This is a genomic window from Acinetobacter sp. YWS30-1 (genome assembly GCF_033558715.1).
GTDB lineage: Bacteria > Pseudomonadota > Gammaproteobacteria > Pseudomonadales > Moraxellaceae > Acinetobacter.
In genome coordinates this window covers 1911738-1927331 of record NZ_CP114606.1, presented here as the reverse complement: position 1 = coordinate 1927331, position 15594 = coordinate 1911738, and the positions used below count along the sequence as shown (strand labels likewise).

General features: G+C 39.7%; 9 protein-coding genes. 6 read left to right on the top strand and 3 right to left on the bottom strand.

Annotation, left to right across the window (positions count from 1 at the left end):
* Positions 1-46 precede the first annotated feature (46 nt).
* Complete coding sequence (locus tag O4M77_RS08990; protein WP_114837261.1) at positions 47-370, top strand: hypothetical protein; 324 nt, start codon at positions 47-49, stop codon at positions 368-370.
* Here O4M77_RS08990 and O4M77_RS08985 read toward each other — a convergent pair.
* From O4M77_RS08985 to O4M77_RS08975, 3 genes are read right to left on the bottom strand one after another with little or no spacing between them, the layout of a single operon-like run.
* Entirely contained in the window at positions 365-3424 is a 3060-nt protein-coding gene (locus tag O4M77_RS08985; RefSeq protein WP_071851765.1) for a tyrosine-type recombinase/integrase, read from the bottom strand. The genes O4M77_RS08990 and O4M77_RS08985 overlap by 6 nt on opposite strands.
* Positions 3417-5594 (bottom strand): hypothetical protein, encoded by a 2178-nt coding sequence (locus tag O4M77_RS08980; protein ID WP_153566647.1) that lies wholly within the window; start codon positions 5592-5594, stop codon positions 3417-3419. The genes O4M77_RS08985 and O4M77_RS08980 overlap by 8 nt, the downstream gene beginning before the upstream one ends.
* A complete protein-coding gene (locus O4M77_RS08975; RefSeq protein WP_153566648.1) occupies positions 5584-6225 on the bottom strand; it encodes a hypothetical protein in 642 nt (213 codons plus the stop codon). The genes O4M77_RS08980 and O4M77_RS08975 overlap by 11 nt, the downstream gene beginning before the upstream one ends.
* A gap of 453 nt (positions 6226-6678) precedes the next feature.
* On the opposite strand from O4M77_RS08975, the gene O4M77_RS08970 reads away from it, so the two are divergent.
* The 5 genes from O4M77_RS08970 (at position 6679) to O4M77_RS08950 (ending at position 15545) form a co-directional block, all read left to right on the top strand.
* On the top strand, positions 6679-7032 hold the full coding sequence (locus tag O4M77_RS08970) for a helix-turn-helix domain-containing protein (RefSeq protein WP_005103547.1): 354 nt from the start codon (positions 6679-6681) through the stop codon (positions 7030-7032).
* Positions 7033-7342: 310 nt separating this feature from the next.
* Positions 7343-9670 carry a class I SAM-dependent DNA methyltransferase gene (locus O4M77_RS08965; RefSeq protein ID WP_323713365.1) on the top strand — a complete coding sequence of 776 codons (2328 nt, stop codon included), beginning with the start codon at positions 7343-7345 and terminating at the stop codon, positions 9668-9670.
* The gene (locus O4M77_RS08960; RefSeq protein ID WP_323713364.1) at positions 9670-11049 is read left to right on the top strand and encodes a restriction endonuclease subunit S; all 1380 of its coding nucleotides are present in this window, start codon (positions 9670-9672) and stop codon (positions 11047-11049) included. Before O4M77_RS08965 ends, O4M77_RS08960 begins: the two co-directional genes overlap by 1 nt.
* 295 nt (positions 11050-11344) lie before the next feature.
* Entirely contained in the window at positions 11345-12262 is a 918-nt protein-coding gene (locus O4M77_RS08955; protein ID WP_312208890.1) for an Abi family protein, read from the top strand.
* A 34-nt stretch (positions 12263-12296) separates the two neighbouring features.
* Positions 12297-15545: a type I restriction endonuclease subunit R gene (locus O4M77_RS08950; RefSeq protein WP_312208891.1), complete on the top strand. Its 3249-nt coding sequence runs from the start codon at positions 12297-12299 to the stop codon at positions 15543-15545.
* Positions 15546-15594: the final 49 nt, after the last annotated feature.

Here is a 15594-nt window from a genome sequence, read left to right as displayed (position 1 = left end):
AATCATTACTTGATAAAAATCTAAATCAATTGAAGGCCAAACGCTCATGATGAATTATTCTTCGAGTCGAATTTTGACATCGATGCATCCTAGTATTCGCCATCTCAATATTCGCAATGTAGCTAAAATTGTAGCCTCAAAAATTATTTGTAATACGCAATTACAGTTGCAATATAATCCTGATTTTTGTAGGCAACTGGGCGTATCAACTTATCTCAACACGCACATAGGATTAGCTTATTTCATTGATGATCGCTATTTTGACCATTATGGTTTACAACCAGAAAACTTAATAAATTTTTCAGATGTCTATGCTCAATTGTTGCATGACTTTTATGAGTTTTCAGGTTATCAGCCAGATCAGCTATGATCTAGGTTGCGACGGCGTACACAGGATCAGTAAAACCAACATGCAATAGCGTAAGACGGTTAGTGCCTTTCCATTGTTTTGGGATACTAGCTCAAACTTAAAAGAATTATTTAGACTGCTGTTCATGCTGCAAGATAGAAATTTAAACTGCAGTCGTTCCATGAGCTTTTCCTCAGAGATTTCAGAAGATATAGCAATCTGCCAATATTTTTCTGGAAATAAAGAATAAATTCCTGTCAAAAATCGATTTGCTAGCCTTATATCAGCACTATTAAAGATTAATCCAGCATGTGAAATGTTGGCTTTCATTTCAAAAATATGTAGTGCATTTAAGATGTTTGCATCATCACTTTTCAATTTATTAAGCCGTTTAAAAAAATACTCTAAGACTATTTTTTCTTCCTTGGTTTCAATATGTGGAAGTATGCGTTGTGATTTATCAGCATCAATAATGAAGCGAGGTCGGTTCTTGCGATTTTTGAGTTGTTTGAGCTTAAGTATATTTTGTTGCCACAGCATGAGTGTCTTAATTGGAAAGTCATACTTTTGAGACAGAAGCTCAGGTGTATAAGATTGATCTAATGCTTTGAGTATTTTTATGATCAGTGCAGACGGATATTCTGATCGAGCAGTACCATAGATGCAATCATCAGTAGGTTTTTGCTGAATTTCTTTTTTATTGATTGGCATACTTGATTGTTTATCTATGCCTAATGGTATTACATGAGTCGCTTGAAGCATTTGAGTGTCAAAACTGCTGAGGTGGATCTCTTGAGCATGTTTCAACGGCGTTATTAAAGTTGGACAGATTTTTTGAATAATTTGGGTGGAAAGCATCAGATCAAATTGACGTAATTGAAAACCTGCCATCACATAGCTGAGATGGATATAGCTTCGGAAGGTCTCGTTTGGTTCAATATGACCGAGCAGGTGCGCAATTAAATACCAGCTGTCTTGTGGTGCTTTAGAGCGTAATAGATGACTTCTGATGAGGTTGTAATGATCGTTTGAATAGTCCGTGAATGCAACTACAAACTCGTAGTCCATAGTCAAAATTATAGCGAGGTTATTCGCTGCAGTATGCCGTAAAGAATGAAAAGAATAACGATGACCAGGCAATATTGCATCTAGGATGCGTTGAAAAGGAAGTGTCACCATATTAGGTTTAAGGCGTTCAGTACTGTTCCACATCGTGAACAAGTATTGACTGGGCCTATAAGCACGGCGCCGTACTTGACAGTAATGTTGAAATTTAAGATGCTCCTCTTGAGTTAGTAGAATTTGAACGTTGAGATTGCGTTCAGCACTATCTGTTTTAAGTAAATGTTGTTGATGCTTTGCACGATATGGACGTATCCAAATTGAACTGGCTTGAATACCTTCAACATCCTTGATTCGCATGCCGAGTATTTCATTAATCCGCATGCCCGTACGAAACGCTATCGTATATACGATACTGAGCATTTCTAAATCATGGGCTGTATAGCTTGGGCTTTTATAGTATTCAAGTCGCGCAAGCATCTGTTGGAATATTTTTGCAGAGATGATTTCGGCTTTCGGTGAGCTTAAATGAAACCTTTCATTCTGCATTGGGAACACATCAGCATCAAATATGACACGCTGAAAGTGATGAAAACGTTTTAAGAGATCAAATTTTTGTGATTTAGATTTACCGACGCCGTTTAACATACGCTTGTAGATCACTTCTAGGTGATCATTGAGATTGCATTCTTCTATAAAATCGGTGCTATGTAATAACCATGACTCGGCAAGTTTGGTGTAATAACTATAGATTGAAGAATGACGAATCTTCTGCTGATGATTGATATAGAGTAAGTACTTGTTTTGATCGAGCTGATAAAGCTCTGTGATTTGCTTAATATCTTCTGTAGTCGGACGAAATAAGCTAAATAGCCAAAGCCCAAGCCGTTTCGCATTTTCTGGAAGATAGGCATGTTGGCTGTGCAGCAGGTTACATAGATCCGAGGTAGTCTTATGCCTATTTTTAAAGAACGTCAAAATTTGTTTATGCAAAGCAGTAAGTGCCTCAAGAGGATCTTCAGTGTGTAATTTTTCCTCTTTTACTCTGTTGTTGATATTTTGGGGCTGTGGTTCTTCAGTTTGATCGGAGTGGTCAAGTATTAGCTGAGGTGAGAGATAGCGTTTAAAAGCACTTGGACTTAAGCCACAGCTTTCTATTTCTTCAGTTAAACACTGTGCAAGCGCAGGGCTTAATTTGACCTTGTCTAGTTGCATAAATGAATGACTGGAGGTTTGTAAAAGCTGATTAAATTTCTTCTGGTTAAAAGAAAGCTCTAAGGCATTAAAAACGTAACGGATATAAGTGTAACAATCGTGTTGGATATCTATTAATTGTGTCTTAAATCGAGTAATCCAGAGCTGTGTTAGCCGGTCTGGTACAAAATTTCGAGATTTCCTTAAGGTTTGTTTAGGATCATATAAATCACCATATTGCGGCGATTGAGGTTCTAAGAATAGAAGCGGAAGTTGTAAGGTCTGAAGATGGTAGATTGCTTCATCAGATTTGAGATGTTCAAGTAAAGCATTCAAGCTTGAATGATGTGAAAGTCCGCCGTACAGGATTGCACTTATAAGAAGATTGCCAACAATTTCATCATCCGAAAAATATTCTACAGTATGCCAATAACGCCAGAGTCGCTCTTTTAAATATGTGAGATATTTCGAATTCTCTAACCAAGATTCATTAAAGAGTAAAGAGGCTCGTTGAATAGAAGCGAGGTGCTGCGTAGGCAGTGGTAAGTCTGCATCATTGGTGCGATTGTATTGAATGATGTGTTTGCGAAAGTGCTGATAAAAGCTCTTTTTTAAAGAAAAGCTTACTTTTTGTTGCTCTAAGTGCTGAATCACTTGGTTATAGAGATCTGGGAAATTTTGTGATTGTTGTGCCTGTTGTAATTTTTCTTGGGAGAGAAACTCCTCAATAATCAATTGAATATGTAAGCGCTCTTTCATTTGTTTTTTATTTCTATCTTTAGCACGGCGCTCATGTGCATAATGTTTTTGTTTAAGCATGTTCATACATCCCATCAATTTGGTAAGCGTGCTGCATATCGTTGAGGCAGTTGGCGAGTTCTTTATATTGTTGAAGCGAAAGACTTGAGAATTTTTGCCCCATTTCTTGTTGGTTTTGCTCATGCCCAAACAAAGCCAGAATGAAGTTTTCATCTGCTTTTTCGGTGAGATATGCACGAGCTGTGTGCCTAAGCCAATTGGCATGATCAAGTTGCATAATACGAGTGAAACTGTTGACTAAATGAGGGCTGAGGGCTTGCCATTGACCATGTTGATAGACACTGAGAAGGGGTCTTTTACTGCTTAAAATTTCTTGAATATACGGTTGATGCTCTGGGTGTAGTTGTTTAAATTCATTTAAGTAGGTAATGAATAAGCGGATTTCCTTCACAACAAAATCACATAATGGGATTAAACGCCCATCATCCGTTCTTGAGTGAATTTCTTTATCAGAAATCCAAAGCCACTGTTGTTTTAAATCGAAATTTTTTAAGAAACCCGGGAACTCGCTGACAGGTCGAGCAGCACTGAACAATAATAAAATATGCCACAGCCAGACATTGTAATGATTGAACATCTCAAGCATTTGCCCATGGTGTTTAGCTTGAATAATCTGATGTTGTAAATATGCAAATATCGCCGTCACTGTTGCAGGTTTCGGCGCTTTACAGCTACCAAATCTTTCTCGATCATCATCAATGACATGGATTTCTTTTGCTAAATCATTTGATAGTTGTTGTACTGTACCCTGATAGCTTTGCTGCAAACGGTAGATTGGATACGAACAATATGAAATAGAAACTGATCGATTTGCATCGATGCCTGTAAGAATGTCGGCTAGTTGTTCATTTTGAGTGTAATGGTAAATACAGTGATGTAATAAAACACTTATTTTTTTAGTTGATAACGACGGAATGAAGAGTTCTTCACGGCATTTTTTTAATGCATGTGCGACCTGTTCTTGCTTCACTGTTGGCGGTTGTCTTAAACCCTCTACCAGCTCTTTTACTAAAGGCAAATCGAAATGGGTCACCTGATTAAGCAATTGGTCTTTGTATTCAAAAGCAGAGTCCTCAAACAGTGTGAATTTGGAACGTAGAAAATATTGATCGTTTTCAAAAATGACCTTCTGTCGTTTATTGAGTGCATAGCGTTGTCTGGATTGTAGATATAGCCATTGCTCAATAGGAACACCACTCAAGAAACTGAGTAAGATAAAAAGATATGCTTTGTTTTTTTCTGGATGATTTAAATAGAGTTGATGACAATGTTGTACAAGTAAGCTCAGGCTATTGAAGTCTGGATAATGCTTGCTACACATAAAATCATGCTGCTGTCTAATAATGTGTTGTTGTGTGAGCTGGCTAATTTTATGTTGTAAAAAACTAGATTGGCTTGTTAATGGCGATACCTGTGCTGTATTGATTGAGTATTGCTGATTTGGCTGTTCATCCTGTAATTTCTCGTAATATAGAGCAGGATCTTCCTTTTGTAGTATGTCTTGTGGGCAGCATAAAATTGCGCCGTACTCATCTAGATAATGTGGTTCATCTATGTGTTTGGGCGGTGCTGAATAATTTTTTTTAGGTTTCAGTGCCAACACATAATCATAAAAACGCCGTAGATCAAGAATCAATAAATATTGAAAACGGTTCAGATTAGAATTGGTTTCTAAGCTGCGTAAGCTCTTTACAAACTCAGCTAATGGTGTTTTATCGCTAGGAAGTTGTTGCCATAGCCATAAATATTTTTGTTGAGACTTACTGAGCTGTGTTGCTTGCTGCGATGCAGCATAAGCTTCATTTGCTAACCTAAATCGATCAAGTACTTTAATAATCGTTGTTTGATGGTCTTTTTTACCTGAATTTGGAATAGATTTAAGAATGCAGACAGCATGTAAATTGTGGACTGACCATCGCTGTATAACAGAATGCTGGGAGTGCTGTTGTACTGAATAAATATAGGCACAAATAGGATGTGCTGAAACAGAAGGTGGAGCAGGTAGAAACAGTGATTGGTGATTCTGCTCTATCTCATTATCGAGCTTTAATAACTGCTTCAGTTCAGGAATATCAACTGTGCGATTTAGGTATTGCTCAAGTACTTCAGCATAATGATCGTGTATGAACTCTTGCTCTAAAAGGCGCTGAATTAATTGCTTAGCCTGCATGTTGCGCTCTCCAAAAAAGGTTTGGGCTCGGTTCAGAATGTTTGAGTGCTTCGCATTTTTCAGTGAGTTGCTGGATTTTTTCGGTGTAACTAGAATGGATTTTTTTTTGTTGATACAAGAGCTGATTACGACTACAGTCGATAAGTTTTGCGAGCAAATCGAGCGATAACTCACACCGTGGTTTTTCATGATGAAGAGCGTTTAAATCGTAAATTGCTTGTTTTGAGAGTGATGTATTGAGTGCACTTAATAAGCTATTTGGTTGGATAAGGTTAATCTTAATTTTAAGCTCAGTGATTAATTTGAATAAGTGCCAGCTCAATTGATATTCAAGCTTGGGTAAATCAATGTCGGTGAGCACAACGTAGCTTGCGTCTATACGCAGATTTTGCTTTTTGGAGGCGTATACAAGCAGAAAGTTATCTAATACACAGAATTCACTCCCTGAAATTGTTGAGAGACAAAGTAACTTGATATCTGGCTGAATAATTGAAGGCAGCCGTGCCGCCCTAAATATTTGTGCATAGCAATTGTAAATTCCACTTAAAGGTGGATATGGAGCAAGGATGACCTGATGTGAGTCAAACTTTGCTTTAGCGTTTTTCTTCTGACCTGATTGTTTAGATGCCATATTCATGCTCCTTATTTTTTTAATGTATATAGAGACATGCTTAAAAAGTTAATTTCAAAAAAAAGATCAAGAAAATGGTTATAAATGTGGGTGGTTTTTGATGAATTTGAATTCTTTTTAAACTAGGCTAAGGGTTTGCTTAGATAGATTTTTTTATTTAAGTTATTGATTCTTTGTTTTTGAATGTGGCTGGTTTAACTGTGTTTTGTATTTTTCTTATTTTATTTATACGGAAGAACGGCCAAGATTGAGTCCATCGGAAACTGATGATGGGACGTTCATTATGTTTAGTTTTAGCTAGGGTAAATGCGCATTTAGTTAGGCATAGATATTAACAAAGAACTGGCAACTAACATGAGAGCTGTGCCATATTTGGATCTAAAGATTTTGGTATTTTGACTAGATTTTTATATGACGGCGGCACAACACATAGCTAGATGAGGATAATAAATAATGAATTATTCTGAAAATGATAGTCCGATATATATTGCGTCAGTAATAGGTGAGCGCTTAAAACGCATCCGATTGAATCAAGATATGACACAAGCGGAGATTGCTAATAAAGCTTGGATTAGTCGGAGAGCTGTCCTTAATGCGGAGAAAGGCGACGTTCGACTAGTAGAGCTGATCGCTATTTTAGGTGCGCTCAATATGTTGGGTAATCTAGATCAATTGATACCTGAAGTATCATTTTCACCGATACAGTTGCTTAAGCTCAAAGGTAAAGTTCGCAAAAAAGCCTCAGGTAATAATAAACGAACTCAAAAACTGGTTATAAAGACCGCAAAGCCAGAATTAGATTGGTGATATACCTTCACGATAAAGAGCTTGATAGGTTTGAGGGAGTACCAAAATGGTATGGACAGACGTGAAGGGCTTACTAGAACAAACTTTTAATGATCGGTGTATTTTATATCAACCTTCAATCTGCCCCATTGCTCATTATTGAGCATAAAGCTAAAAATTTCTTTATTTTCAATAATACTTAAAAAACTCATAGGCATACTAATTAATATTCTTTTGTACAGTCTATCTCTAGCAAAACATGTTGTAAATCAGGCACAATGAAACTATAAATTTCAAGTTTTTATAGCCTGAGTGCTAGCGGTATTTTTTAATGACAAATAATAACTTTTCACAAGTAGCAGCTTTCATTTGGTCGGTGGCAGATTTACTGCGTGGAGACTTCAAACAATCGCAATACGGTCGTGTCATTCTCCCATTTACGCTGTTGCGCCGTTTAGAGTGTGTACTTGAAGCCAGTAAAGCAGATGTATTGGCAGCCAATGAAAAAGTGAAACTCATGCCACTGCCAGAGGAAGCTAAAGAAAAGATGCTGCTGAAGGCAACCAATGGCCTGTCATTTTTTAATACCTCAGAGCTGGATTTAGGCAGCCTGGGTCAAAAAGACATCCGTTCAAACATCAATACTTATATTCAAAACTTCTCCAAAGACGCACGTGAAATCTTTGAACACTTCAAGTTCGATGAATTTATTGGTCTCCTGGATGATGCCAATTTGCTTTACAAAGTTGTTCAATATTTTTCAGATCCTAAAATTGATCTCAGTCCAAAAAATATATCTAACCATGAAATGGGCTCGGTGTTTGAAGAGCTGATCCGCCGTTTTGCCGAAGGTTCAAATGAAACTGCAGGGGAACACTTTACCCCGCGTGACATCGTTCGCTTAACCACAGGTCTGGTATTTAGCAAGGATGATGATGTGCTGAGTGGTGACGGTATTATTCGGACCATTTACGATCCTACGGCGGGTACGGGTGGATTTTTATCCTCAGGTTCAGAATATGTGTATGAGCATAATCCTGATGCTGTGATGCGGGTTTTTGGTCAGGAGTTAAACCCAGAGTCTTATGCGATCTGTAAAGCAGACATGCTGATTAAAGGTCAGGACGTGCGTAATATCAAATTGGGTAATACGCTATCCAATGACCAGTTGGCGTATGAGAAGTTTGACTACATGCTATCGAATCCACCATTTGGGGTGGATTGGAAGAAGATCGAATCGGACATCAAAGACGAGCATGAGCAAAAAGGCTTTGAAGGTCGTTTTGGTGCAGGCTTGCCACGTGTATCGGATGGTTCTTTACTGTTCCTGATGCATCTGATCAGCAAGATGCGTAATAAAGACGACAGCACGGCGCAAGGCAGTCGTATTGGTATTATCTTGAATGGTTCGCCATTGTTTACAGGCAGTGCGGGCAGTGGTGAAAGTGAAATCCGCCGTTATATTTTAGAAGCCGATTTGTTGGAAGCCATTATCGCGCTACCCACCGATATGTTCTATAACACCGGTATTGCGACTTATGTTTGGGTACTCAGCAATAAAAAAGAGACTCAACGTAAGGGCAAAGTACAGCTGATTGATGGTAGTAACCTGTACAGCAAAATGCGTAAGTCTCTTGGCTCTAAACGTAATGAAATGAGCGAAGATGATATCGCGATGATTACCCGCAGTTATGGTGACTTTGAAGTGATGGATGCACGTGAACTGGATAAACCCGCAGAGGTTAAATCTAATCGTGGTCGTCAATCGGCTAATCCTAAAAATGAAGTTGCTAAAACCTTTTCTAGCAAAATCTTTAACAGTTACGAGTTTGGTTACCGCCGTGTGACCATTGAGCGTCCATTGCGTTTATCTGCTCAGGTAAGTGATGACGCCGTAGCATCGTTACGTTTTGCACCGAAGCCTTTTAATGCAGTGATGCAAAAAGTGTATGCGCAATACGCTACAACGTGGACAACAGACAGTTATGGTCAATTGACGGAGTATGAAGCCGAGATTCGTGCGCTGATTAAAGCTGAATTTAGCGAGCTGAAAGAAAAAGATATCAAGACCGTGCTTGAGCCAAAACTGTGGTTAGAACAGCGTTTATTGATGCGTAAAGCTGAAAGCCTGCAAACCAAGATTGGTACAGCGCAATGTGATGACTTTAATGCCTTTGATGATGTACTCAAGCAAGCGTTAAAAGATGCCAATGTGAAGCTTGAGACTAAAGAGAAGAAGCAATTTATTGATGCCATTACCTGGAAGAATGCTGATGCTGAGCCAGTTGTGAACAAAGTGGTGAAAGGCGCAGAAAATCCGCTATATGGTCAGTTTAGCTATAAAGGCAAAGTGGTTGAGTTTGTGCAGGATGGTGATTTGCGTGATGCGGAAAATATTGCGCTTGACCCAAGCCAAAGCACCACGGATTTAATCGAGTCTTACTTTAAGCGTGAAGTCCAACCGCATGTGCCTGATGCATGGATTAATGCCGATAAGCGTGATGCGCAAGATGGTGAAATTGGTATTGTCGGTTATGAGATTCCGTTTAACCGTCATTTTTATGTGTATGAGCCGCCACGTGATTTAGCTGAGATTGATTCAGATTTGGATGCAATCAGCCGTGAAATTATGGCACTTCTACAAGAGGTGCATTCTTAATGGCAAAGTATCAGAAATATGCTGAGTATAAAGATTCAGGTGTGGAGTGGTTAGGTGAGATTCCTAGTCATTGGAATTTATTTTCCTTAAAAAGAGCTGTTGATGGTTGTACCAATGGTTTTTGGGGAAGTGAGCCTGATGGAAGTAATGATTTATGTGTTTTACGTGTTGCAGACTTCAATCGACACAACTTTACAGTAGGTTTAGATAAATTAACTTATAGATCAGTTTCTCAAAAAGAGGCTGAAAATAGACTGTTAAAGAAAGGTGACTTATTACTAGAAAAATCAGGTGGCGGTGAAAAAACTTTAGTTGGGTGTGTAGTGCAATTCAATGAGGATTTTCAAGCAATCACATCAAACTTTGTTGCTAAAATGACGCCAAAAAAGCATATGGTTAGTCGTTTTTTAACATTTGCTTTTTCTCATTTATATGCAGGGCGAGTAAACTTTCCATCAATTAAACAAACAACAGGAATCCAAAATTTAGATTCTGAAGCATATTTGATGGAAAAATTTGTTTTCCCAACTAGAGAGGAACAAAATCAAATTGCCAATTTCCTCGACTATGAAACTGCAAAAATTGACACTTTAATTGCTAAACAAGAAAAGCTGATTGAATTGCTAAAAGAAAAGCGTCAAGCAGTGATTAGCCATGCTGTAACCAAAGGTTTAAATCCTGATGTAACCATGAAAGATTCAGGGGTGGAATGGTTAGGGGAAGTGCCTGAGCATTGGGAAATACCAAAATTACTGCATATCACAACGAGAATTGGTGATGGATTGCATTCGACTCCGTTATATCAGGAAGGAACGGGTTATTATTTTATTAATGGTAATAATTTAGTAGACGGAAAAATTTTTATTGGAGAAACGGCTAAAGAAGTCCCTGAGAGCGAGTTTATTAAGCATCAAGTTAGTTTAGATAAAACAACAGTTTTACTATCTATCAACGGCACTATTGGTAAAGTAGCACAATTCAATGATGAGCCAGTTATTCTGGGAAAAAGTGCGTCATATATTAATTGTTGTCGTGAATTGTTGCCTAACTTTTTAATGAACTATTTAACGTCATCACAGGCAAAAAACTATTATGACCTAGAAGTTACAGGAACAACCATTTATAACTTGTCGTTAAATTCAATAAGAAATATGAAAGTTCCATTACCGCCAATAGATGAGCAAAAGAACATCATTTTATTTATTGCTGAACAATATTCTAAATATGATAGGTTGATTCAGTCATCTGAAAAGCAGAATCAACTGCTAAAAGAACGCCGTACAGCCCTTATTTCATCTGCGGTGACAGGTAAAATAGACGTTCGGCATCATGTCTCACGCCCTTCGGGCAACGACAAAAAACAAACGGAGGGTATCTAAATGACACTATCACGTTTTTGTCGTTGTCCAAATCGGCTATCCCTGCCGATTTGTGACGTACGCAATTGGCAACATCCCAATGAGGCTAAAACGGAGTTTGGCGCATGAATATTCTCAGTTGCCTCAAACAAATGTGGACTCAAGCAGATACAAAAAATCATTGCATAAATAATTGCAATGATTCACTATATGCTCAACAACACCCGACAAGGCTAGGCAAGCAATTGCATCCTCAAACTGTCGGGTTACTTGTTTCTGGAGCCCTAAAAAATATAACAATCAGGGCAAGCCATCTATGAAATCTTTTAACAAGCCTGCCAAAACCTTTGCTGAACAAATTGAGCTATTAAAAGCTCGAGGCATGCAATTTGCCAATGAGCAAGATGCACAATTTTACTTAGAGCAAATCAATTATTATCGCTTAGGTGCCTACTGGCTTCCGTTTGAATACACCCATTCACCACATTGCTTTAAACCAGATACCAGTTTTGAACAGGTGTTAGCGCTGTATGTATTTGATCGTGAATTAAGGTTACTTATCCTGGATGCCATAGAACGCCTGGAAGTCGCCGTTCGCACCCGTTTTGCCTATGAACTGGCACATCGGCATGGTTGTCACGCCTATCTGCAAGGCCAGTACTTTAAACCCGCCTTTAGATGGCAAAGCTTACTCGAATCACTGAAAACTGAAGTGTCCCGCGCAGATGAAGTCTTTATAGAACACTATAAACGTACCTATGATGATCCTGAATTACCACCGATTTGGGCCACCTGCGAAGTCATGAGTTTTGGGCAACTGTCTAAGTGGTATCAGCTCTTGGCACCGATTCAGACACGTAAAGCCATTTCCAGTCATTTTGATTGCGATGAAAAACAGTTTGAAGGCTTATTACAGCATTTTGTCTACTTAAGAAATACCTGTGCTCATCATTCAAGACTATGGAACCGCAAATTTACCAAAACTATCGCTAAGCCACGCAGTAAGCCGATGGGGCTTCGGGTGCAATGCAATTTTGAACCTAGTAACTCAGCAGATCGAAAAATTTATAACAGTCTGGTATTTCTACTCTATTTCATGGACAAAATCGCCCCGCAGCATACATGGCGTAAACGTCTGGTTGATCTGCTTTTGACACATCACAACATATCAAAAATAGCGATGGGCTTCCCTGAAGATTGGCAAAGCCATCCTATTTGGCAAATAGAACAGTAATAAAGAAATTTGAGTATTTAGGGGTAGGGGAAACATGAGATCGGATGCAACTTTAGAAACTATCTTCCAGCAAGATATCATTGCGCAAATGCAAACGCATGGTTGGATTGTGGGTTCTGGGCAAGGCTACAATTGTGAAAAAGCCCTGTATGAGCAAGACGTACTCGACTTTGTACAAAAGACCCAACAGGTCGAGTGGCAGAAATTTAAAAACATCTTTCCCAATGATACCGAACGCCATTTTTTAGATACCGTGGTGGCTCAACTTAAAAAAGCCGATATCAATGCCACCGATGTTGAATCCCGTAGTTATGGTACATTGGGCATACTCCGTCATGGCATCAAGACCCGTGGCACACGCTTTTCATTCTGTCAGTTTAAACCTGAACATGGCTTAAACCCCGAACTGAATCAACGCTATCAGCAAAATATCTGCCGTGTCGTGCCTGAACTGGTGTATAGCCCATATACATCCAAAGCCGAATTAGAGGCAACTGGCAAACAAGCCAAGAAATGGCGTATTGACCTGGTCCTGTTTATCAACGGCTTTCCTGTGGCAACTCTGGAACTCAAGTCCGAGTTTAAACAGGCTGTGCAAAATGCCATGACACAGTACCGGAAAACCCGATTGCCCAAAGACCCTGAAACCAACAAGCCTGAGCCCTTGCTGATGTTTAAACGCGGGGCATTGGTGCATTTTGCGGTAAGTCAGTATGAAGTCTATATGGCGACGCATCTGAATGGTGACAGCACCTACTTCCTGCCATTTAACAAAGGTACTTCGGCGCAGGGTGCAGGCAATGATGTGCCTGAAGATGTGAATGAATACGCCACAGGCTATTTATGGAATGAAGTCTTAACCCCGGATAGCTTGCTGAATATTTTGGGTAACTTCATTCATTTACAGATTGAAGAAAAGGAAGACTGGGAAGGGCGTAAATACAAAAAAGAAAGTCTGATCTTCCCCCGCTATCACCAATGGAAAGTGGTGAATAACCTAGTTCAAGATTCATTGGTAGAAGGCACAGGACAGAAATACCTGATTCAGCACAGCGCAGGTTCGGGTAAATCTAACTCGATTGCATGGACGGCGCATCAACTATCCAGTCTGTATGATGCCAACAATAAAAAGATGTTTGATTCGGTGATTGTGGTGACAGACCGAACCATCCTGGATGCACAGCTACAAGATACGATCTATCAGTTTGAACATGCGGATGGCGTCGTGGGTCGGATTAACAATAAAGAAGGTGATGGTTCTAAATCCGAGAAACTGGCCAAAGCCTTGGAAATGGCCCAGCCGATTATCATCGTCACCATTCAGACCTTCCCGTTTGTACTGCGTGCCATTGAAAACAGCACCAGTTTAAAAGAACGTAAATACGCCGTCATTGCCGATGAAGCCCATTCATCGCAAAGCGGTTCCACGGCGCGTCAGCTCAAAGAAACTTTGATGATTGAAGAGCGTGATGAAGATGAACAGCTTTCTTCTGAAGATGTACTCGATGCAGTGATGGCATCACGTAAGGGCAGTGCAAACCTAAGCTTCTATGCCTTTACCGCAACCCCAAAGGATAAAACCTTACAACTGTTTGGACGCTTGCCCGATCCAAGCATGCCGCCGTCTAAAACCAATATTCCTGTGGCATATCATGTCTATTCAATGCGCCAAGCGATTGAAGAAGGCTTTATTCTGGATGTACTCAAGAATTACACCAACTATAAAGTCATCTACAAGCTCAAGCAGAAGATCGAAGAAAAAGATGCTCAGGTCGATGCCAAGAAAGCCAAGACCAAGCTGAATCAGTGGGTACGCTTACACGATCATAATATCTCGCAAAAAGTGCATATCATCATTGAGCATTTTAAGAAAAATATTATGGGTTTACTCGGTGGGCAAGCCAAAGCCATGGTGGTGACCAGTTCTCGTAAAGAAGCGGTACGCTATAAACAAGCCTTTGATAAATACATTGCTGAACAGAACTATGCCAACATTCAAGCCATGGTGGCATTCTCAGGCGATGTAGAATTTAATGCCAATGATGCAGACAGTAGTCATCTGTTAGGTCAGAAATTTACTGAAAGCAATATGAATCCGAATCTGAAAGGTCGTGAGATGCGTAAGGCATTCGATAGCGATGACTTTCAGGTGATGATTGTAGCGAATAAATTCCAGACCGGCTTTGACCAGCCGAAGCTGTGTGCAATGTATGTCGATAAGAAATTGGGTGGCGTGGAATGCGTACAGACCTTATCGCGCTTAAACCGGACCTATCCGGGTAAAGCGGAGTCAGGCACCTTTGTGCTCGACTTCTTTAACGATCCACAAGACATTCTCGATGCTTTCCAACCGTATTATCAAACGGCAGAACTGGCAGATGTGTCCAATCCTGATCAAGTGTACGATCTGGCCAACAAGCTGAAATCAGCAGGTATTTTCCTTATGACTGAGGTAGAGCAGTTTACAGAAGCTTTCTATAGCAAGAACAAACTCAATGCGGCACTTGCCAATATCTGTAAACCTGCGATGCAACGCTGGCAACATCGCTACACGACAGCCGTGAATGATTATGATGTCACTAAGAACCGTTTAGAACGCTGTAAGCAGACAGGGGACGCCGTACTGATTGCCAATGCTGAAAACGAATTTGCTGAAGCGAAGAAAGCCCGTGATGCACTAGAAATCTTTAAAAAGGATTTAGGCAGCTTTACCCGTTTCTATGAGTTTATGTCTCAAATCGTGGAGTATGACGATCAAGAACTTGAGAAGCTGAGTCTTTTTGCGCGTAACTTGCGCCCATTACTGCGTGAACAGGTGGCCGAAGAGGATGAGGTTGATCTAAGCAATGTTGCAATGACGCATTACCGTTTGTCCAAGTTACGCCAACAGGATATTCAGCTTAAAGCCGATAGTACCGAGCATAAACTTGAGCCTGGTAATGAACTGGGTACTGCAAAGCCGAAAGACAAGAAAGAAGACTTTTTGTCGCAGATTTTAAGCCGTATGAATGATCTGTTTGTGACGGATAATCTGACAGAGAAAGACATGATCAACTATGCTCTGACCATTGCTGACAAGATGTCTGAGAACACACGAATGATGAAACAGATTCATAACAACACTCGTGAACAGGCCATGCTGGGTGAGTTTGACACGGCGCTTGATGATGCTGTATTAGACAGTAATGCAGCGCATATGGAGCAAATGACACAGTTGATGAGTGATCCTGCGAAGATGAAGCAATTTGCGCATATTATTTATGATGTGTTAGTGAGTAAATAAGAGCACATTTAATCCTGAAAAATGCTTATGAAATGAGCATTTTAAAAAT

What these genes read in the sequence shown, in the direction of transcription:
- O4M77_RS08990 (WP_114837261.1), top strand. Translation starts at nt 47, where the DNA reads ATGATGAATTATTCTTCGAGTCGAATTTTGACATCGATGCATCCTAGT.
- O4M77_RS08985 (WP_071851765.1), bottom strand. Translation starts at nt 3,424, where the DNA reads ATGCTTAAACAAAAACATTATGCACATGAGCGCCGTGCTAAAGATAGA.
- O4M77_RS08980 (WP_153566647.1), bottom strand. Translation starts at nt 5,594, where the DNA reads ATGCAGGCTAAGCAATTAATTCAGCGCCTTTTAGAGCAAGAGTTCATA.
- O4M77_RS08975 (WP_153566648.1), bottom strand. Translation starts at nt 6,225, where the DNA reads ATGGCATCTAAACAATCAGGTCAGAAGAAAAACGCTAAAGCAAAGTTT.
- O4M77_RS08970 (WP_005103547.1), top strand. Translation starts at nt 6,679, where the DNA reads ATGAATTATTCTGAAAATGATAGTCCGATATATATTGCGTCAGTAATA.
- O4M77_RS08965 (WP_323713365.1), top strand. Translation starts at nt 7,343, where the DNA reads ATGACAAATAATAACTTTTCACAAGTAGCAGCTTTCATTTGGTCGGTG.
- O4M77_RS08960 (WP_323713364.1), top strand. Translation starts at nt 9,670, where the DNA reads ATGGCAAAGTATCAGAAATATGCTGAGTATAAAGATTCAGGTGTGGAG.
- O4M77_RS08955 (WP_312208890.1), top strand. Translation starts at nt 11,345, where the DNA reads ATGAAATCTTTTAACAAGCCTGCCAAAACCTTTGCTGAACAAATTGAG.
- O4M77_RS08950 (WP_312208891.1), top strand. Translation starts at nt 12,297, where the DNA reads ATGAGATCGGATGCAACTTTAGAAACTATCTTCCAGCAAGATATCATT.